This is a genomic window from Ensifer sp. Root558 (assembly GCF_001427045.1).
Lineage (GTDB): Bacteria > Pseudomonadota > Alphaproteobacteria > Rhizobiales > Rhizobiaceae > Ensifer > Ensifer adhaerens.
In genome coordinates, this window is the sequence record NZ_LMGC01000001.1 from 1,156 (window position 1) to 18,633 (window position 17,478).

Below are 17,478 nucleotides of genomic sequence, written 5' to 3' on the forward strand. Positions count from 1 at the left end.
GTGCCGGTGCCGGAGATCGTGCCGGTGCCGGAGATCGGCCCGAACGACGTGCTGATCAAGGTGAAGAAATCGGCGATCTGCGGCACCGACGTGCACATCTGGAACTGGGACCAGTGGGCSCAAAAAACCATTCCGGTGCCGATGGTCGTTGGTCACGAGTTCATGGGCGAGATCGCCGAGGTCGGATCGGCCGTCACCAAATACCATGTCGGCGAGCGCGTCTCCGGCGAGGGCCACATCGTCTGCGGCAAGTGCCGCAACTGCCGGGCCGGCCGCGGGCATCTGTGCCGCAACACGCTCGGCGTCGGCGTCAACCGGCCGGGCTCGTTCGGCGAGCATCGTCTGCGGCAAGTGCCGCAACTGCCGGGCCGGCCGCGGGCATCTGTGCCGCAACACGCTCGGCGTCGGCGTCAACCGGCCGGGCTCGTTCGGCGAGTTCGTCTGCCTGCCGGAGTATAACGTCGTGCCGATCCCRGAGGATGTGCCCGACGAGATCGCGGCGATCTTCGATCCGTTCGGCAATGCGGTGCACACAGCACTCTCCTTCGATCTCGTCGGCGAGGACGTGCTTGTGACCGGCGCCGGTCCGATCGGCATCATGGGGGCGCTGGTTGCCAAGCGCTCCGGCGCGCGCAAGGTGGTGATCACCGACATCAACCCGACGCGGCTCGCGCTCGCCAAAAGCGTCGGCATCGACCATGTCGTCGATGCCTCGAAGGAAAACCTTGCCGACGTGATGAAGGCGATCGGCATGACCGAAGGTTTTGACGTCGGGCGACAAAAGCGTCGGCATCGACCATGTCGTCGATGCCTCGAAGGAAAACCTTGCCGACGTGATGAAGGCGATCGGCATGACCGAAGGTTTTGACGTCGGGCTGGAAATGTCGGGAGCGGCCCCTGCCTTCCGCGACATGATCGACAAGATGAACAATGGCGGCAAGATCGCCATTCTCGGCATCGCACCGGCCGGCTTCGAGATCGACTGGAACAAGGTCATCTTCAAGATGCTCAACCTCAAGGGCATCTATGGCCGCGAGATGTTCGAGACCTGGTACAAGATGATCGCCTTCGTGCAGGGCGGGCTCGACCTTGCCCCCGTCATCACCCACCGCATCAAGATCGACGAGTTCCGCGACGGCTTTCATGACCTGGTACAAGATGATCGCCTTCGTGCAGGGCGGGCTCGACCTTGCCCCCGTCATCACCCACCGCATCAAGATCGACGAGTTCCGCGACGGCTTTCAGGCCATGCGCTCCGGCAATTCCGGAAAGGTCGTCATGGACTGGTAGGGCCGCAAGGGCCGGCGTACCCCTTGAGGGTCGGCGGCTCAGTTGGCGAGGCCGAACTGGATCTCGATCTCGTGATAGCGGGCGCCCTGGCCCGCCCAGCGGTGGTAAATCTCGCGGCTCTCGCCGGAGAAATTGTGCCTGGACATCTCGATCTTTGCGACCAGCGGCGCGTAACCCTGGGTGAAAAGGCTGCGCATCGGACCCTGGTGCAGCGTGGACGCCACCATGATCGGCTCCAGTTCGATCAGATCGAGCGCGCCGCGATAATCCTTGCCGCCCGTGACCGGGCGGCAGATGCGCCAGTCGAACGGCGTCTTGGCGTTTTTCGGTAGATCGTTCGCGATGAAGATCCAGGGGCCTGCGGGCATCATGCCTGCACGTTCCATCTCCGCCTCGATGAGAGGCGCCAGTATGGCGCTCTCCGTCTTGACGTCTGGAATGGTGAGCCGCCGACCGATCGATAACACCCGCATGGCGTCGGTTTCCTTGATGAGCATTCGAGCCTCCGTTTCGGTGCGAAGGTCCTGCGCGATCAGGTCAAGCGCAAGCAAAAAGCCGGAATAATCTTGCGATTTTTCCTCGACAATGGGCTCCTTCGGGAATCGTTTTGCGTGCACATGCCTGGCTGCCGCCTGCGCTTGCTTGAGGGCAGGGAGGCTCTATCTTGATGGCAGTGGCGACGTCGTCGCACCGGGAAGTAGAGGAGATGCATGCATGCGTTATGAGGGAAGCTGTCATTGCGGCAAGATCGCCTTCGAGGTGGAAGGGGAATTTGGCGAAGCGATCGACTGCAATTGCTCGCTCTGCCGTCGTCGCGGCGGACTGCTCGCCTTCGTTGCCCGCGACAAGCTGACGCTGACGACGCCGGAAGCGGACCTCTCGACCTATGTCTTCAACAAGCATGTGATCCAGCACCGGTTCTGCGACACCTGCGGAATCGCGCCATTCGGTGAGGGCGACGGGCCGCATGGGAAGATGGCGGCGATCAACCTGCGCTGCCTGCCGGAGTTCGATATCGAGGCGGTGAAAGTCGTCAAATACGACGGCCGATCGGTTTAGCACCGGACCGAAAAATTCAGTCCTGGTTGCGCGTGCGCATATGGCACAACGAGACCTTGCCGATTAAATTGTTGCTACCCTTGTCTTTTGGCGGGCAGCGCCTACATCTTCAGCGGAAGCTGATAAACCCCAAAAAGCGACAGGAACGGTGATTTTTATCGAATCATCCGGTTTTTCAGCGGAAATGCTTGACGGGATCGAAAATTCTGGGAATCACCATTTCCGAATAAGAAATGGCGAGATGACACGGCGGTTAGGGAATCATGCCAGAGACGTTTCAGTGGCAGGACTGTCGGAGCTTGTCCGCTTTGCCACGAGTACACTCGTGGTTAAACAGGAATTAAACATCATCCCGTTACGTCAGGGGAAATGATTCGGTGGCGGGTGCGCGGCGCACCCGGACCTTCGAGCGGCATTGGCACCGGGCTCACGCCGGTTGCGACAAGGAAAGCGACGAACTAAATGGCAACCAAAGTCAAAGAAAACGAAGAAGCTGACGTAGAACGCGAAGGCGCTCCGGACGGCCCGCTTCTCGATCTTTCCGATGACGCTGTCAAGAAGATGATCAAGGCCGCCAAGAAGCGCGGCTACGTGACGATGGACGAGTTGAACTCGGTCCTTCCGTCCGAGGAAGTCACCTCCGAACAGATCGAAGACACGATGGCAATGCTGTCCGACATGGGCATCAACGTGATCGAGGACGAGGAAGCCGAAGAAGCTGCCGGCGGCGGCGACGATGAGGCCAGCGACGACGATAACGAAAGCGAAGGCGGCGAACTGGCCCCTTCCAGCGGTACTTCGCTTGCGACCAGCAAGAAGAAGGAACCGACCGATCGCACTGACGACCCGGTTCGCATGTACCTGCGCGAAATGGGTTCGGTCGAGCTTCTGTCGCGCGAAGGCGAAATCGCGATTGCCAAGCGCATCGAGGCTGGCCGCGAGACAATGATCGCCGGTCTCTGTGAGAGCCCGCTGACCTTCCAGGCGCTGATTATCTGGCGCGACGAACTGAATGAAGGCCAGACGCTTCTGCGCGAGATCATCGATCTCGAGACCACCTATTCCGGTCCCGAGGCCAAGGCTGCTCCGCAGTTCCAGAGCCCGGAAAAGATCGAGGCCGACCGCAAGGCTGCCGAGGAAAAGGAAAAGACCCGCAAGGTTCGCTCGCCTGCCAACGACGACGACATCACCAATGTCGGCGGCGACGTCATGCCGGCCGAGGAGGAAGAGGAAGACGACGACGAGTCGAACCTCTCGCTCGCCGCCATGGAAGCGGAACTGCGCCCGCAGGTCATGGAAACCCTCGACATCATCGCGGAGACCTACAAGAAGCTGCGCAAGCTGCAGGACCAGCAGGTGGAAGCCCGCCTTGCTGCCACCGGCACGCTGTCGCCCGCCCAGGAGCGCCGCTACAAGGAACTCAAGGACGAGCTGATCAAGGCGGTCAAGTCGCTGTCGCTCAACCAGAACCGCGTCGACAGCCTGGTCGAGCAGCTCTACGACATCTCCAAGCGCCTGATGCAGAACGAAGGCCGCCTGCTGCGTCTCGCAGAATCCTACGGCGTCAAGCGCGACTCGTTCCTGGAGCAGTATTCGGGCGCCGAACTTGATCCGAACTGGATGAAGTCGATCAGCAACCTGGCCGGCAAGGGCTGGAAGGAATTCGCCAAGAGCGAAAACCAGACGATCCGCGACATCCGCCAGGAGATCCAGAATCTGGCCACGGAAACCGGCATCTCGATCGCCGAGTTCCGCCGCATCGTTTCGATGGTGCAGAAGGGCGAGCGCGAAGCGCGTATCGCCAAGAAGGAAATGGTCGAAGCGAACCTGCGCCTCGTCATTTCCATCGCCAAGAAGTACACCAACCGCGGCCTGCAGTTCCTCGATCTCATCCAGGAAGGCAACATCGGCCTGATGAAGGCGGTCGACAAGTTCGAATACCGCCGCGGTTACAAGTTCTCGACCTATGCCACCTGGTGGATCCGTCAGGCGATCACCCGGTCGATCGCCGACCAGGCCCGCACGATCCGCATCCCGGTGCACATGATCGAGACGATCAACAAGATCGTCCGCACCTCGCGCCAGATGCTGCACGAGATCGGCCGCGAGCCGACGCCGGAAGAACTGGCCGAAAAGCTCGCCATGCCGCTCGAAAAGGTCCGCAAGGTCCTGAAGATCGCCAAGGAGCCGATCTCGCTCGAAACGCCTGTCGGTGACGAAGAGGATTCGCACCTCGGCGATTTCATCGAGGACAAGAACGCACTGCTGCCGATCGACGCCGCCATCCAGGCGAACCTGCGCGAGACAACCACCCGCGTTCTCGCCTCGCTGACGCCGCGCGAAGAGCGCGTTCTGCGCATGCGCTTCGGCATCGGCATGAACACCGACCACACGCTCGAAGAAGTCGGCCAGCAGTTCTCGGTTACCCGCGAACGTATCCGTCAGATCGAGGCGAAGGCGCTCCGCAAGCTCAAGCATCCGAGCCGCTCCAGGAAGCTCAGAAGCTTCCTCGACAGCTAAAGTCGGGTACATGGAAAGATCGAAAGCCGGGCCACGTGCCCGGCTTTTTCGTTTCCGCCTCACCCATGCGATTTATTGTGGGCGCTTTCGCCGGGGAGTATAGTCGCCCCTTCGCAGTAATCTGGGGCACCCCGTCTTGTACGCGGGAGCAATCGCACCGCGGGCGTGAAGCGTGCCCCCGTGGAGGTGTCAGATGACGACGTATGTCATGCTCCTCAACTGGACCGAGCAGGGCGTCAAGAATGTGCGTGATTCCCCGAAGAGGCTCGACCTCGCACGGAATGTGCTCGGCGAGATGGGCGGCTCCTTCAAGCATTTCTTCCTGACCATGGGTGACTACGACATGGTGGCCATCGTCGAAGCGCCTGACGATGCGGTGGCCGCACGCTTCGCGCTCACGCTTGGCATGGCCGGCAATGTGCGCTCGACGACGCTGAAAGCCTTCCCTGAGGCTGCCTATCGCGAACTGATTGCCTCGCTTGGATGAACAGCCGGTGTTGCGGCCGTGAGGATAATCGCGGCCACAACGCCAGATGCCTCGTTCACGGCGCACCGTTTCCCGAGAGGATGCGGGCCGCGCCGCGCATGGCGTTGCGAAAGGCGTCGTCAAAGCTGATGCCGCTCAACTGCCAACGGTAACGCTTGCCGCCCGCGTCCATCTGCCATTGGGCGATCCAGCCACGGGCGGCGTCGGACCAGACGAGCGTGCCGATGAGCCGCACGTCGCCGTCGGTTTGTGTCACGGGTGAAAAGAGCTGCGCCGGATCCGCTTGCGGCAGGGTGTCGAGCGCGGGTTTCCGGGCGGTTACGGTCGCCGCATCCGGCAGCACGGTCGAAAGCGCCAGCGGCTTTGCAGCTGCCTCAAGCGAATCCGCCATATAGGGACTTTCACTGCTGTCGCGTGTCAGCACGAAGCGGCGCTTCTGGTCCTTGACCGCCAGCCATACGGCGATCGCCGGGCGAGGGGAGAGCCATGGCTTGCGGCCGAGTTCTGCGAGAAGCGGGTCCAGCGTTGCCGGGTGATACCGGCAGGTGAGGTCATGCGGGCGGTCGTGCGTGCCCTGTTCGTCATGGATCGGGATGCCTTCGAGGCGATCGCGGTAGGAGAAGGTCGAGACGAAGCTGCCGGCCTTGGCCTCCGCTGCAGCAAACCGAGGCGCCTCTGTGATCATCGGATCGCCGGATAGTTTGACGAGCACTTCACGCAGGCATTCGCGAAAACCGATAGCACGGTTGGCCTCACCCGTGCCGGTGACGATCGCGTCACTGCGATAAAGCGCGTCGATATCTGCCGCCCCGGCGTTGCTGCCGGCGTGGCAGAGAAGCGCCGCTACGAGCGCCGTGACCGTCGCTCTTTTCCGGATCAGTTTGCCGGCGGCAGGACGCAACTGAGATCGCCCTCCTCACAGCTCAGATAGGTCTTGAAGTCGGCGACGCGCTTCTGTGTGCGATCGTCGCGGCATTCAAGCGTGATCATCGGCTGGGCCGAGCCGCCGGCAACGCCCGAGCTTGCGAAATCGCATTCGGCATCGCGATAGGCGATCCAGGCCCTTTGCGCGGCAACCAGCAGCTTCGTCTTGTCGGCATCGTCCTTCAGGCGTCCCTGGATTTGCTTGTAAAGGGCGTTCAGTTCGGCGTCGGAGGCCTTCAGCGCCTTGTCGGCGCAGACATTCATCGTCGCCTGGTCGCTCGCATCGGCGCATTCGTCGGCGCGCGCAAGGCCAGTCGCGGCGAACAAGCCCGTGAAGGCGAGCACCATCAAGGCGGATATTTTCATCGATACGCTCCTTTGCGCCCTATGGCTGGCGCTGCATGTCTCCCGTGGATCGTAAAACCTCCGGTGGCGAAAGTTCAATGGCCGGGCCTTCGATGGTTCTCCTTTGAATCAAAAGAGATCCTTAAGGTTTACGTTTTATCAATCTCTGGAGCGCCGCGGCCCCGACGGGCGGCCCGTGGTGTTCGAGCATTTTTCCCGCGGCATTGCCTTGCGCGCAATCGCCGTGCTGCGGGGAAGCAAGAGGTTCTGCGATGCGTTGCGTATTTGTCGTCGTCCTCCTGTTGCTGGCCGGCTGCGGAACGGTGCCGAGAGACACCCGGAATGCCTGCGCGGTTTTCGAGCAGCAAGATGGCCTTTTCAACAATTGGCGCCGGGAAGCCTATAGCGCCCAGCGTGAATACGGCGTGCCCGTGCCGATCCTGATGGCGACGATCTACACCGAATCCGGCTTCCGCCATAATGCCCGTCCGCCACGCACCAAGCTTTTCGGCTTCATCCCCTGGACGCGCGCTTCGACAGCATACGGCTATTCCCAGGCGCTCGACGGCACCTGGGCGCGCTATCAGAGCGAGACCGGCCGCTGGGCAGCGCGGCGTTCGGACTTCGGCGACGCGATCCGCTTCATCGCCTGGTACCATCGCGAAAGTGCCCAGCGGAACGGCATCGCCCTCAACGACGCCTACAGGCTCTACATCGCCTATTACCATGGCCACGGCGGCTATTCCCGAGGCAACTGGAGCGATACGGCCAAGAACGGCGCCAAGCGGGCGGCCGGCATGGCCCAGGTCTACAGCAAGCAGCTCAGAGGCTGCGGCAGCTGACGCCGCAGCCCGGTTGAGCCGGCGCCAGGGGACCGTTCTTCCGCTTAACCAGCGGCTGCGCGATCAAGTTCCGCGACATCGATCTTCACCATGCCCATCATCGCCTGCTGGGCGCGGGCCGCACGCGCCGGATCAGGATCGCCGAGGTGACGCATCAGGGCGTCCGGGATGATCTGCCAGGAAAGACCGAACCTGTCCTTCAGCCAGCCGCAATGCTGCGGCGTGCCGCCGTCCAAGAGCCTTTCCCAGAAGTAGTCGACTTCCGCCTGGTCGGAGCAGCGTAGGAAGAACGACACGGCCTCGCTGAACTTGAAATGCGGCCCGCCGTTGAGCCCCATGAAGTGCTGCCCCTCGATCTCGAAGGACGCGGTAAAGGCCCTGCCGTCGGGGCCCCGCTTCACGTCGGTGATGCGGCTGTTGCGGAAAATGGCGGTGTAGAAAGCGATGGCGTCCTCCAGCTGATCGTCGAACCAGAGAAACGGCGTGATCTTCTGCATGGGTGTCTCCCGATTTGGATGCTACCGGCCAAGGACGAACGGGGAAGCGCGGTTCCGACAAAAGCAGCGCCGCACTTGAAAGAAAATTCCGTCCCGATGTCGGAACTCTTGGCCGTCCTGCGTCCTATGCTCGTAGAACGAACAGAGGAGACTATGTCGATGACCTATGTGGATGGCTTTATCGTTGCCGTGCCGAAGGCGAATATCGAGGCCTACAAGGCGATGGCGAAGGCGGCGGGTGCGGTGTGGATGGAGCACGGCGCGCTCGCCTACACCGAATGCCTGGCGGATGACGCGCCCTATGGCGAAGTGACGTCCTTTCCCCGCTCGGTGCAGGCCAAGGACGATGAGACGGTGGTGTTCTCCTGGATCACCTACAAATCCCGCGCCGAGCGCGACGCGATCGTTGCCAAGGTCATGGCCGATCCGCGGCTGCAGGGCGATGCCTGGAAGCAGGTGTTCGACGGCAAGCGCATGATCTATGGCGGCTTCGAGACCTTCCTGGAGATGTAGGCACGCCACCGCGACGGATTGCGGCAGATCGCCTTGGACCGGGAACGGTCCGGGGATAAAAGCATTGGGCATATCAACGGGTCGCACCGCCTCTCGGGCGGATGCGACCGCCTGCCGGAGGCCTTCATGCCGCAAACGCGCATCACCATCGCCACCCATGGCCAGGGGCTCTATGAATTTACCGACGAGGCGGCGGCCTTCGTGCGCGCCAACGCGGCAGGCGAGGGGCTGCTCACGGTCTTCGTGCGGCACACCTCCTGTTCGCTTCTCATCCAGGAAAACGCCGACCCGGACGTGAAGCGCGATCTGGACGCCTTTTTCCGCCGCCTCGTGCCGCCGTCCTCGGATCCCTCCATGCGCTGGATCGTGCACACCCAGGAAGGCCCCGACGATATGCCGGCACATATCAAGGCGGCGTTGACGCCGGTATCGCTCGGCATTCCCGTCAGTGGTGGCCGGATGCTCACCGGCACCTGGCAGGGGCTCTACCTCTTCGAGCATCGCGACCGCCCGCATCGCCGCGAGATCGTCCTGCATCTTTCCGCCTGATTGGCCGGCGCCGACGATTGAACGGCGGCGCAAGGGTTCTAGATAAAGGGGCGAGAGCAAGGGCTTGGGAACCGGCCTTCGAGGCTAGGGAGGAACCGGAATGACCGATGCACAGACGATTGCCAGCGGCTTTATCGAGGCGCTGAACCAGCGGGATTTCGAGGCGCTGGCGCGGCTCGTGCATGAGGACATCGAACTCGATTCGCTGACCGGTCAACGCACCGTCGGCGTCGGCCCCTTGCGCGCCTGGCTGATGAACTATCTGCGCCGATTCGACGAGCAGTTCGGAGACGTGGTACTGATGCGCGATGCCTTCGGCCAGCGCGTGGCCGCCGATTTGACGGTACGGGGCACCTACCGCGAGACCATGGAAGGCTTTCCCCCTGCGACTGGCCAGAGCTACTCCATTCCCAGCGTGCTCGTCTTCGAGATCGAGGACGGCGCCATCACCCGCCTCAGCCATTATCGCAATATTCGCGTCTTTGAGCGGGCGCTTGCCGGCTGAGCGACGCGTAGCCGACCGCTCCTGACGGTCGCGCCCCTTCATTTTCAAGTTTTCTTACTGACCGCCGGATGACCGATCATGTCTTGATCGGGAAAATACGGGCGCGAATCACCTCTGGCACGCCGATGACGGCGGCTGATTCGCCGCTTGTCCAAGCGCAGGCGAAGGCGCGTCCCAGCGCCTTGGCCGCGGTCAAAGCCCTTCGAAATACTTGTTTATAAGCAATGCCTTATCGACTGTGACTTGCACGAAAGTCTCCTCCACGCGCGTGTGGTCATCACGTTCTGGCAATCTGAACGTCCCATGAACATCGGGTTCCGCTGTCGTTCAGCTTGGCGACCCTATTCTCTGATCAATCGCTTGGGACGGTGATTGCCCCTCGAACCCTTCAAGCTTGGAGAGATCTTATGAAGAACCGCCTTTTTAACGCCGCTGCCGCCGCCGTCATCGGACTTACCGGCCTGCTGGGTGCCGCCTCCACCGCTTCGGCGGAATCGATCGAATTCGGTTTCGGCCCGCGCGGTGGCGTCGATGTCCAGTATCGCGACTACGACGGCGGCTACGGTGACGAGCGCGACTGGGGTCGCGGCCGTGACCGCCACTGGGACCGTGACCGCCGCGGCCGTTGCGCGCCCTGGATGGCCGTCGACAAGGCCCGCGATCGTGGACTCCGCCGCGCCTATGTCGCCGACGTCTCTTCGCGCCGCGTCGTCGTCGAAGGCCGTCGCCACGGCCAACGCCAGACGATCGTGTTTGCGAACGCCCGCGGCTGCCCGACGATCGGCCGCTGGTAACACCTAAGCAATCTTCCCGCCTCGTCTCCCCCGGCCGGCGGAAGAATGGCCCCTCATGCCAAGGCATGGGGGGCTTTTTGTTTGACGCCGCAGCGACCAAGGGGCGCCGGTTGCGCGCAGTCCTGGTCGGGACGCGTGAACGAAGCGAAGTGGATCAGGCCGACAGCGCGGTCCACACGTGCGAATCGTCCGCTCGGGCGATCGTCGTGTCAGGCACCGTAGTTGCCGAACCGACGGCAAGGTTCCGGCCGGTTTGCCCTCTAGCATTGCCAGACGAATGAACGCGCGGCGCAATTCCATCGCGGACATCTGCGGCCTAGGCATCGGCTGATCTTCTTCAGACCAGATCCAGCCCATGTGTCAGCCATCGCCCGGAATACCTGCCAAGGATCTCCTCGACCGAACACTCGGGACCAACGATCCATGCGATGTGGCTGGAGGTCCGCTTTAGCGGCGAAGATGACGAGGACGTGGAGGCGAGGGCGACGCCAGGCGGAGATCGCGGAGCGGTCGCGGGCGATGCCGAAGGGCTAGGGGCGGCAGCAAATCGCGCGCGGGAAGCGATGTCAAAGCAGGTGCCGGCAAATTTAAGCCTGGAGGTCGGACGGCGTTCAGCGCCGGGCCCGGTCTTAGTCGAGTGCATCGCGAGCACCAGCGCCCAAAAGAAAAGCCCCCGGCACCCATCCTTGGCACCAGGGGCGTTCGATCGCTGAACGCCCGCGCTTGGCCGCGGGCGTTGCTGACAAGCCTTACTGCTTGATTTCGAAGGTCACGTTGACCGTCACGTTGTAGCTGTTTTCGCCGGTTGCGACCGGAACGGCGTCGGCGGCATATTCCTTGGCCATGCCGGCGCGCATCATCGGCACCGGCTCGGGGCGGAAGCCCTGCTCGGAGATGTTGACGATCTTGCCGACCGAGACGCCGGCCGCTTCGGCCAGCACCTTGGCCTTCTCAACGGCATCGGCAACGGCTGCCTTGCGCGCTTCGGTGATCACGGCTTCCGGCTTGTCGTTGGTGAACTGTACGCCGCCACCCTGGTTGACGCCGAGCGAAACCGACTTGTCGATCACTTCGCCGAGCTTGGCGAGATCGCGAACGCGGACGCTGACGCCGTTCGTCACCTGGTAGCCGATCAACTCCGGCGCGCGGTTGCTGCCGTCGGTGTTGGTCGGGTAGCTGTATTGCGGGTTGAGCATGAAGCCGCTCGTCTGCAGGTCGCGATCGGCAATGCCGCCGTCCTTCAGCGCCTTCAGCACTTCGGCCATGGTCTTGTTGTTGGCGTCCAGCGCTTCACGCGCGGTCTTGCCATCCTTGACGACGCTCAGCTGCAGGACTGCCATGTCCGGCGCGGTCGTCGCGCGGCCTTCGCCGGCAACGACGATGGTGGCCTTGTCCTTGTCCGTCTCCTGCGCCTGAGCGGCGGCAACGCCAGCAAAAGCCGCAGCGAAGGCGGCGATCGAAAGCGTGCGGGCAGTGCGTGTGGAAATCATCTTCAATGTCTCTCCGGTTGTTCCGTCCCAAGCGTCTTCTTGGCTATCGATTGTGTGAGCATTGCGGCAATGGCTTGTCCGCAAAAAGGTTTTCCGCTAGAGCCTTGGCCACCCGCAAACTGCCATTGGTTCGCGGGCCTGGATCACGACGGTGCCACGCCTCGTTCAGAAGCGCAAAGGCCACCGTAGCACTTAAAGTTGCTGCCCCGTGTCTTATCCCTGGACCGTTACGGTTTAAGGACAGGAGCGGATCCAGAGTGGGCCTGTAGCTCAATGGTTAGAGCCGGCGGCTCATAACCGCTTGGTTGGGGGTTCGAGTCCCTCCGGGCCCACCAGTCACTTGCGAACATTGAGTTTTCTAGGTTTTCTGGCTGATTTTTGCCCAGATTTGATGTGCGCGCAGGTTGGGGACACTTCCAGCGACTTTGCACGACGCGAAATTGCGCACGGCATGTTCCGCCAACGTCGGATAATCCAACCCTCTTCCTCGTGGTTTCTGCTAGGATGGCCGGCCAGGCGGCAATGGAGAATTTCGATGGCTGGTCCGGGCGCGGAAATGGTGCGAATCGTACGTCGCAACAAGCTGGTTGGCTTTTGGGCGGCGGAGAAACTGGCCCTTGCCGGCGAAAATGCCAAGACCTACTCGGATGGTCTTGCGATGGCGGCGCTGGAGGTCGAACGCAGCGACATTCTTGCGATCATTCGAAGAGACTTTGACGCGGCAGGCGTGGTCCAGTCGGATGACGACATTCTGGCGGTCATGAACGTTTGCTGGCTGGAGGCGGGAAAACGAACAAAGGGGTCAGACGGCAGCGATGCAGCGCTGGTGCAGATTGCACGTCACCTCATGCAAGGATCGTGAGCGACGGATCCTCTCCGGCGCAACAGCTATTCGGGTGCCACGAACGTCGATGCCGGCAAGCTGCTGGTCAACGGCAACCAGTCGATTGCAACCGGACTGACGACGGTTGGTTCTGGCGCCGTGCTCGGCGGCAACGGCACGATCGGCGGCAGCGTCGTCGTGAACGACGCGGCACGCTGGCGCTCGGCAACAGCCCGGGAACGTTGACGATCAATGGCAATCTGTCGCTCGCTGCCGCTTCCATCGTCGATTTCGAATTCGGCCAGGCCAATGTCGCCGGTGGCGCGCTCAACGATCTTGTCGATGTCGGTGGCAACCTGGTGCTCGACGGCACGCTCAACGTTTCCGTCTCCTCCGGCGGCAGCTTCGGCGCCGGCATCTACCGGGTCTTCAACTATGGCGGCACGCTGACCAGCATTGGTCTACAAAGCGCTCGCCTGTCGCGACCGGTTTGACAGGACATACCCTTTCCGAGGCCACGTTCGCAGTTGTCTCCGCCAACGCGGCCAGATCCTTAGCCGGAAGCGGGGATGGCCCGGGGCTTCATCGTGGCCCTCGGGGTGCTCGAGTTTTCCAGTGCCGAGAGCGCCACGGCGTCCCATTGGGAGAGGATATGTTCGGCGTCGTAGCGTCGGACATTGGCTTCGGCGTTGGCCGCGAGACGGGCGCGCAGGGTCTCGTCGCCCATCAGGTTGGAGAGGGCTTCGGCCAGGGCGTTGATGTCGCCGTTTTCGACGAGGATGCCGTCGTCGCCGTTGGCAATCATGTCGGTCGGGCCCCATTCGCAGGCGAAGGAGACGACGGGGAGGCCTGCGGCCATCGCTTCAAGCAGGGCGATGCCCCAGCCTTCGTAGCGGGATGACAGGACGAAGAGGTCGGCGGTTTCGACCCAGAGGCCGGGTTTCGCGGTGACGCCGGGCATTTCCACCCGGTCGGCCAATCCGAGCGCATTGCGCTGGGCTTCCAGCGCTTTTCTCGCCTCGCCTTCGCCCCAGATGACGAGCTTCCATTCGGGGTGGTCACTGGCCACCTTGGCGAAGGCTTCGAGCAGCAGATCGAAGCCTTTTTGCTCAGTCAGGCGCCCGACGGCGGTGAGCACATTGTTGCCGCGCTTCTTTTGCCAGCCGTCGGGCAGATTGATCGCATTGGCGATCACCCGGCTGGAGCGGCGAACATTCGGCGGGAAATAGTCCAGCGCGCCCTTGGTCATCGTCACCAGCGCAAAGGCGCGCGGGTAGAGACGAAGCTGCAGCCATTTCCAGAAGGGGCCGAAGGGCTGCACCGCCGGGTTGTTGCGCTCGGACACGATCACCGGAAGCCTGAGTCACCAGCGCAAAGGCGGTCACCAGCGCAAAGGCGCGCGGGTAGAGACGAAGCTGCAGCCATTTCCAGAAGGGGCCGAAGGGCTGCACCGCCGGGTTGTTGCGCTCGGACACGATCACCGGGAGCCTGAGGCCTCGTGTTGCGAGCAGCGTCAACACGTTCGTGCGCGTCAGGAAGCTCAGCACGAAGTCGGGACGGGTGCGGCTGATCGTCGAGCGCAGTCGGTAGAGCCGCCTTGCCACCAGCCAGGCGGCCCGCAGCTTGCCAGCCTTCTGAACCGGCACGTCGAGCCGCTCGATGGTGACGCGCGGATCGAGCCTGTAATAGGGTTCGGAGGTCGGCGCTTCGAGTGTAATGACCGTGACGTGCAGCCGAGGCGGGCCCAGTGGCTGGCAACGAGACTGACGACGTGCTCGGTACCCCCGGCGCCGAGTGCAGAAACAATGATGGTTATGCGCGCGCCAGCGATGCCGGCGGCTCCGACGATGTCGGCACCTGTATCTTGATCCAATTTGGATTGCCCCTCGCTCTCCGCTTTCTATTATTAACAACTCCTTAAATTCGCGCAATGGGACTTTCGCAGTGTGGTAAACGCGCTGGCGAGCAGCCGATCGCGGCTGGCCGGCGCGCAGTTCGCATGTCCCATCGGCAAGGCGAGGCCAGACGTTGGAAGGCCTCAGCCCGTGCAATGGGCGTCGAGGATGGGGCGGGATGAAGCGGCGCGCGGGGGAAGGCGTCGTTTCTGGGAATACCGGGCGGCTGGTGCTCGCAGGGCTACCGTGCGCGCAAAAAAATGCCCGCGGGAGGCGGGCAGTTTTGGAGTGGGCGCATACGCTCAAACATGTTGCGCCTCGCTCCAAGGTGGCCGGCAGAGGTCAAGGATCCGTAAATGCGCGATAGCTAAAAATAGCGAATGGCAGCGGCCCGTCGTCCCCGCCAGCCGCCGCCGTCCGGATTCCAGCGGAGAACCGGTGGGTGGGGTCGATTTTTTTGTCCGGGGACATCAGCCGTAGCATCGGCCGGATATTGCCACCGGGCGTGGTGGCGCGGAAGCGGCAGAGACGGGTCGCCGTTCGCCGATGCCGTGATACAGGGGGCCCGGCAAGCCTTTGCTTTTCCGTATTTGTTTCGCTCATAGCCCGCGCCGATGCCTGCGTCCGCCGTCCGCATGGCGTCGATGTTCGCCAGCGCAGGGCGAAAGCGGCGGCACAACCATGGCGGAATCTCTAAGAAAGGAATTGTTAATTTAAGCAATGAATAATGAAAAAGGGGGTTGAAGATCGCCGCCTTTTCGCCCAAAGGAAGCCCCAGGCGGCTGGACCGCTATTCGAAAGGACGTTTATGCGAATCAAAACCGCATGTGCCGGCGTAGGCCGCACCGCCGTTTCGGGTTTCAAGTTTCTCGTACCGACGACATCAGTTCTAAGCCTCCTGCTTCTGTCCGCCGGCTGCTCGTCGACGGTCGTCAGCGAAACGCCGCTGTTTGCATCGGGCCATTCGAGTGCCTATGCGAGCCCTTCGATCAAGGTCCGCAAGGAAGAGAAGCAGCTGAAGATCGCCGAGGCGGATGAAGACATCGTCGAGCCGGCACCGACGCGCAGGCGCACGGCAACCTACCTCGGCCGCGCGCCCTATATCTGCTCGCCGAGCGGCTTCGGGCGCACGTCGCACTGTTTCCTCAGAGCCTCGCTCTAACAGTCTGTCGCGTTCGGGAAGGCAGGCGCAATCGATCATGGAGACGGGGCGGTTGCCAGCCTTGGCGGCGGCCTTTTTGCCATCCGGGCATGACGCCCACGGCCTCGCGATCGCACCGGCTTCCAGCGCGCAGCAAGCCATGTCTGGTTTTATGCGGTGCCAGATGTGGCACGCCGGAGAAAATCGTTGCCTATTGCTGTCCCAAGATCGGTCCTCGGTGCTGGCGCGCTGGCGCTTCTGGCGGTTGCCGGTGTCACGCCGGGCCGCGCGCAGGATCCCGTAGATGGTATCGACCGGTCGCTGACGACCGCCGCCATCACGCCTGAGGCAAGGGAGCGGGAAACACGCACGGTCGAAATCGGTGTTTACGATCCGCATGATGCGGTCGCATCCAGCGACGCGCTGACACTCGAGCATGTCTTCGTCTACTGGCAGAAGCCGGATCGGGCGCAGCTGAAACGGAAGTTCGCAAATGCCGCGCGACAGGGGCGGGCGCTGATGCTTTCGGTCGAGCCCTATACCCATGCCGCCGACTGGCGCGCCGGCGGCAACCGGCTGTTTGCCGATATCGGCAAGGGCCGCTTCGATCGCGAGATTACCGATATTTGCACGCGCGCCGCCGACTTCCGCGGGCCGGTCTACATTCGCTGGGGCCATGAGATGGAAGAGCCCGGCGAGCGCTATCCCTGGGCGCGGCGCGACAGCGAAGGCTACAAGACGGCGTTCCGCTACTTCGTCAGCAAGTGCCGGGAACTCGCGCCGGCCGCCCGCTACGTCTGGTCGCCGAAGGGCCATCGCAATCTCGCGGCCTATTATCCGGGCGACGATGTCGTCGATGCGATCGGCATCCCGGTCTGGGGCCTGCAGAAGATGGACGTCGACTATTGGGGCCGCGAGCGTCGCTTCGGCGAAGCGCTCAAGGAAAAGTACCAGCGCGTTTCGCGTTACGGCAAGCCCGTGATCGTTGCCGAACTCGGGGTCTCCGGCTCGGCCGATTACAAGCGTGCATGGTATGCCGAAATCCTGGATCAGCAGACCTACCGCCAGGCCTTCCCGCTTCTGACGACCGTCGTCTTCTTCAACGACAAGGAGCCGTACAAGTGGCCGCTCGGTTACGGCGCGCCGGACTGGCGGCTCGACAAGGCGGCGCTCAAGGCGCTTGCCGACCGTGGACCGAAGGAAGCGGCCGAACTCGCCGACTGATCGCCGCGCGTGGCATGAAATCTTGCTGATCGCAGCTGAGGTGCTTTCGGTCGGGGCGATGCGCCGATCGTCCTTCGGCGCATCGTGAAAGCTTCAAACTCCGAGCCCTTGATATCCCGGATCACCTTTGCGGTTCCGGATCATCCCGGTCGCCCGGATCAGGCCAGCAACAGGCCCGATTCCCGGGCGGCTGCGGCAAAGCAGCGGCTCGCCCGGTCCGTACTCGTCAATCCATCCAGCGCATCCAGGCAGCGTCTGAGGGCTGCGCGATATTCCCGGCCACGACGGCCCGGCCACTGCCTGAGCAGTTCCACGGCTTCGAACACCGTTCTGACCACGGTCTGCCGTCGTGCCGAAAGTTTCAGGGGGATGGGAGTGGGAAAGAGTTTCTCGCTCATTGCATTCCTCGTTCACAGTCTTTTCGAGCGAGAGGGCAACGCGAGAGCAGCGGGATGGTTCCATGTTGTCGACCGATTTTATTCGCGCTGACGGCAGGCGAGTTCTCTCCGGCTTTGCGAACCTGATCTTTTGGTTGCGTCGCTTTTGCCGACGGCGGACGAAGGGAGGTGCGGCGGGGAGC

General features: G+C 62.6%; 20 protein-coding genes, 1 tRNA gene and 3 pseudogenes. 15 read left to right on the forward strand and 9 right to left on the reverse strand.

The annotated features are described in order from the left end of the window. Positions 1-1,130 (forward strand): annotated as a pseudogene (locus ASD63_RS00010) (L-threonine 3-dehydrogenase); the annotation flags it as partial. A 13-nt stretch (positions 1,131-1,143) separates the two neighbouring features. After that, positions 1,144-1,290, forward strand: coding sequence for a hypothetical protein (locus ASD63_RS36520; protein ID WP_200953440.1), 147 nt, complete (start codon positions 1,144-1,146; stop codon positions 1,288-1,290). Positions 1,291-1,328: 38 nt separating this feature from the next. Here ASD63_RS36520 and ASD63_RS00015 read toward each other — a convergent pair whose 3' ends face one another. Beyond that, positions 1,329-1,787 carry a hypothetical protein gene (locus ASD63_RS00015; protein ID WP_034803450.1) on the reverse strand — a complete coding sequence of 153 codons (459 nt, stop codon included), beginning with the start codon at positions 1,785-1,787 and terminating at the stop codon, positions 1,329-1,331. A gap of 217 nt (positions 1,788-2,004) precedes the next feature. On the opposite strand from ASD63_RS00015, the gene ASD63_RS00020 reads away from it, so the two are divergent. From ASD63_RS00020 to ASD63_RS00030, 3 genes are all read left to right on the forward strand, one after another. Continuing rightward, positions 2,005-2,349 carry a GFA family protein gene (locus tag ASD63_RS00020; RefSeq protein ID WP_034803441.1) on the forward strand — a complete coding sequence of 115 codons (345 nt, stop codon included), beginning with the start codon at positions 2,005-2,007 and terminating at the stop codon, positions 2,347-2,349. A 462-nt stretch (positions 2,350-2,811) separates the two neighbouring features. Further along, a complete protein-coding gene (rpoD, locus tag ASD63_RS00025) occupies positions 2,812-4,869 on the forward strand; it encodes an RNA polymerase sigma factor RpoD (RefSeq protein WP_034803439.1) in 2,058 nt (685 codons plus the stop codon). A 193-nt stretch (positions 4,870-5,062) separates the two neighbouring features. Next, positions 5,063-5,356 carry a GYD domain-containing protein gene (locus ASD63_RS00030; protein ID WP_034803438.1) on the forward strand — a complete coding sequence of 98 codons (294 nt, stop codon included), beginning with the start codon at positions 5,063-5,065 and terminating at the stop codon, positions 5,354-5,356. Positions 5,357-5,411: 55 nt separating this feature from the next. Here ASD63_RS00030 and ASD63_RS00035 read toward each other — a convergent pair whose 3' ends face one another. Together ASD63_RS00035 and ASD63_RS00040 are read right to left on the reverse strand one after the other, a co-directional pair. Next, on the reverse strand, positions 5,412-6,257 hold the full coding sequence (locus ASD63_RS00035) for a DUF2066 domain-containing protein (protein ID WP_051659655.1): 846 nt from the start codon (positions 6,255-6,257) through the stop codon (positions 5,412-5,414). Further along, positions 6,233-6,646: a lysozyme inhibitor LprI family protein gene (locus tag ASD63_RS00040; protein ID WP_082572739.1), complete on the reverse strand. Its 414-nt coding sequence runs from the start codon at positions 6,644-6,646 to the stop codon at positions 6,233-6,235. The genes ASD63_RS00035 and ASD63_RS00040 overlap by 25 nt, the downstream gene beginning before the upstream one ends. Before the next feature lie 251 nt (positions 6,647-6,897). Here ASD63_RS00040 and ASD63_RS00045 point away from each other — a divergent pair, with 251 nt between their 5' ends. Continuing rightward, entirely contained in the window at positions 6,898-7,467 is a 570-nt protein-coding gene (locus ASD63_RS00045; RefSeq protein ID WP_034803436.1) for a membrane protein, read from the forward strand. A gap of 44 nt (positions 7,468-7,511) precedes the next feature. On the opposite strand, the gene ASD63_RS00050 is transcribed toward ASD63_RS00045, so the two are convergent. Then, a complete protein-coding gene (locus tag ASD63_RS00050; protein WP_034803434.1) occupies positions 7,512-7,964 on the reverse strand; it encodes a VOC family protein in 453 nt (150 codons plus the stop codon). Between the two features lie 159 nt (positions 7,965-8,123). On the opposite strand from ASD63_RS00050, the gene ASD63_RS00055 reads away from it, so the two are divergent. The 4 genes from ASD63_RS00055 (at position 8,124) to ASD63_RS00070 (ending at position 10,325) form a co-directional block, all read left to right on the forward strand. Then, positions 8,124-8,477 carry a DUF1428 family protein gene (locus ASD63_RS00055; protein WP_034803445.1) on the forward strand — a complete coding sequence of 118 codons (354 nt, stop codon included), beginning with the start codon at positions 8,124-8,126 and terminating at the stop codon, positions 8,475-8,477. 126 nt (positions 8,478-8,603) lie between these two features. Continuing rightward, positions 8,604-9,026: a secondary thiamine-phosphate synthase enzyme YjbQ gene (locus ASD63_RS00060; RefSeq protein ID WP_034803443.1), complete on the forward strand. Its 423-nt coding sequence runs from the start codon at positions 8,604-8,606 to the stop codon at positions 9,024-9,026. A gap of 100 nt (positions 9,027-9,126) precedes the next feature. Next, a complete protein-coding gene (locus ASD63_RS00065) occupies positions 9,127-9,531 on the forward strand; it encodes a ketosteroid isomerase-related protein (protein WP_034803432.1) in 405 nt (134 codons plus the stop codon). Positions 9,532-9,938: 407 nt separating this feature from the next. Continuing rightward, positions 9,939-10,325: a hypothetical protein gene (locus ASD63_RS00070; RefSeq protein WP_034803430.1), complete on the forward strand. Its 387-nt coding sequence runs from the start codon at positions 9,939-9,941 to the stop codon at positions 10,323-10,325. A gap of 749 nt (positions 10,326-11,074) precedes the next feature. Here ASD63_RS00070 and ASD63_RS00085 read toward each other — a convergent pair. After that, entirely contained in the window at positions 11,075-11,815 is a 741-nt protein-coding gene (locus tag ASD63_RS00085; protein WP_034803426.1) for an SIMPL domain-containing protein, read from the reverse strand. 259 nt (positions 11,816-12,074) lie between these two features. On the opposite strand from ASD63_RS00085, the gene ASD63_RS00090 reads away from it, so the two are divergent. From ASD63_RS00090 to ASD63_RS00100, 3 genes are all read left to right on the forward strand, one after another. Continuing rightward, positions 12,075-12,150: transfer RNA gene (locus ASD63_RS00090), tRNA-Ile, on the forward strand. 200 nt (positions 12,151-12,350) lie between these two features. After that, positions 12,351-12,677 carry an ATPase inhibitor subunit zeta gene (locus ASD63_RS35395; protein ID WP_034803424.1) on the forward strand — a complete coding sequence of 109 codons (327 nt, stop codon included), beginning with the start codon at positions 12,351-12,353 and terminating at the stop codon, positions 12,675-12,677. 203 nt (positions 12,678-12,880) lie between these two features. Beyond that, entirely contained in the window at positions 12,881-13,132 is a 252-nt protein-coding gene (locus ASD63_RS00100; RefSeq protein ID WP_034803422.1) for a hypothetical protein, read from the forward strand. A 59-nt stretch (positions 13,133-13,191) separates the two neighbouring features. Here ASD63_RS00100 and ASD63_RS00105 read toward each other — a convergent pair. The 3 genes and pseudogenes from ASD63_RS00105 to ASD63_RS34770 all read right to left on the reverse strand — a co-directional run. Beyond that, positions 13,192-14,001 (reverse strand): annotated as a pseudogene (locus ASD63_RS00105) (glycosyltransferase family 4 protein); the annotation flags it as partial. Between the two features lie 16 nt (positions 14,002-14,017). Further along, a pseudogene (locus ASD63_RS35905) lies at positions 14,018-14,511 on the reverse strand (glycosyltransferase); the annotation flags it as partial. Between the two features lie 389 nt (positions 14,512-14,900). Then, positions 14,901-15,299 (reverse strand): hypothetical protein, encoded by a 399-nt coding sequence (locus ASD63_RS34770; RefSeq protein WP_143106220.1) that lies wholly within the window; start codon positions 15,297-15,299, stop codon positions 14,901-14,903. Positions 15,300-15,341: 42 nt separating this feature from the next. On the opposite strand from ASD63_RS34770, the gene ASD63_RS00110 reads away from it, so the two are divergent. Together ASD63_RS00110 and ASD63_RS00115 are read left to right on the forward strand one after the other, a co-directional pair. Continuing rightward, positions 15,342-15,695, forward strand: a complete 354-nt coding sequence (locus ASD63_RS00110) for a hypothetical protein (RefSeq protein ID WP_034791958.1) — start codon at positions 15,342-15,344, stop codon at positions 15,693-15,695. A 186-nt stretch (positions 15,696-15,881) separates the two neighbouring features. Further along, complete coding sequence (locus ASD63_RS00115) at positions 15,882-16,898, forward strand: glycosyl hydrolase (RefSeq protein ID WP_051659238.1); 1,017 nt, start codon at positions 15,882-15,884, stop codon at positions 16,896-16,898. A 158-nt stretch (positions 16,899-17,056) separates the two neighbouring features. Here the strand turns inward: ASD63_RS00115 and ASD63_RS00120 are convergent, their stop codons facing one another. Further along, complete coding sequence (locus tag ASD63_RS00120) at positions 17,057-17,296, reverse strand: DUF982 domain-containing protein (RefSeq protein ID WP_034791960.1); 240 nt, start codon at positions 17,294-17,296, stop codon at positions 17,057-17,059. Between the last annotated feature and the right edge of the window lie 182 nt (positions 17,297-17,478).

What these genes read in the sequence shown, in the direction of transcription:
- ASD63_RS36520 (WP_200953440.1), top strand. Translation starts at nt 1,144, where the DNA reads ATGACCTGGTACAAGATGATCGCCTTCGTGCAGGGCGGGCTCGACCTT.
- ASD63_RS00015 (WP_034803450.1), bottom strand. Translation starts at nt 1,787, where the DNA reads ATGCTCATCAAGGAAACCGACGCCATGCGGGTGTTATCGATCGGTCGG.
- ASD63_RS00020 (WP_034803441.1), top strand. Translation starts at nt 2,005, where the DNA reads ATGCGTTATGAGGGAAGCTGTCATTGCGGCAAGATCGCCTTCGAGGTG.
- rpoD (WP_034803439.1), top strand. Translation starts at nt 2,812, where the DNA reads ATGGCAACCAAAGTCAAAGAAAACGAAGAAGCTGACGTAGAACGCGAA.
- ASD63_RS00030 (WP_034803438.1), top strand. Translation starts at nt 5,063, where the DNA reads ATGACGACGTATGTCATGCTCCTCAACTGGACCGAGCAGGGCGTCAAG.
- ASD63_RS00040 (WP_082572739.1), bottom strand. Translation starts at nt 6,646, where the DNA reads ATGAAAATATCCGCCTTGATGGTGCTCGCCTTCACGGGCTTGTTCGCC.
- ASD63_RS00045 (WP_034803436.1), top strand. Translation starts at nt 6,898, where the DNA reads ATGCGTTGCGTATTTGTCGTCGTCCTCCTGTTGCTGGCCGGCTGCGGA.
- ASD63_RS00050 (WP_034803434.1), bottom strand. Translation starts at nt 7,964, where the DNA reads ATGCAGAAGATCACGCCGTTTCTCTGGTTCGACGATCAGCTGGAGGAC.
- ASD63_RS00055 (WP_034803445.1), top strand. Translation starts at nt 8,124, where the DNA reads ATGACCTATGTGGATGGCTTTATCGTTGCCGTGCCGAAGGCGAATATC.
- ASD63_RS00060 (WP_034803443.1), top strand. Translation starts at nt 8,604, where the DNA reads ATGCCGCAAACGCGCATCACCATCGCCACCCATGGCCAGGGGCTCTAT.
- ASD63_RS00065 (WP_034803432.1), top strand. Translation starts at nt 9,127, where the DNA reads ATGACCGATGCACAGACGATTGCCAGCGGCTTTATCGAGGCGCTGAAC.
- ASD63_RS00070 (WP_034803430.1), top strand. Translation starts at nt 9,939, where the DNA reads ATGAAGAACCGCCTTTTTAACGCCGCTGCCGCCGCCGTCATCGGACTT.
- ASD63_RS00085 (WP_034803426.1), bottom strand. Translation starts at nt 11,815, where the DNA reads ATGATTTCCACACGCACTGCCCGCACGCTTTCGATCGCCGCCTTCGCT.
- ASD63_RS35395 (WP_034803424.1), top strand. Translation starts at nt 12,351, where the DNA reads ATGGCTGGTCCGGGCGCGGAAATGGTGCGAATCGTACGTCGCAACAAG.
- ASD63_RS00110 (WP_034791958.1), top strand. Translation starts at nt 15,342, where the DNA reads ATGCGAATCAAAACCGCATGTGCCGGCGTAGGCCGCACCGCCGTTTCG.
- ASD63_RS00120 (WP_034791960.1), bottom strand. Translation starts at nt 17,296, where the DNA reads ATGAGCGAGAAACTCTTTCCCACTCCCATCCCCCTGAAACTTTCGGCA.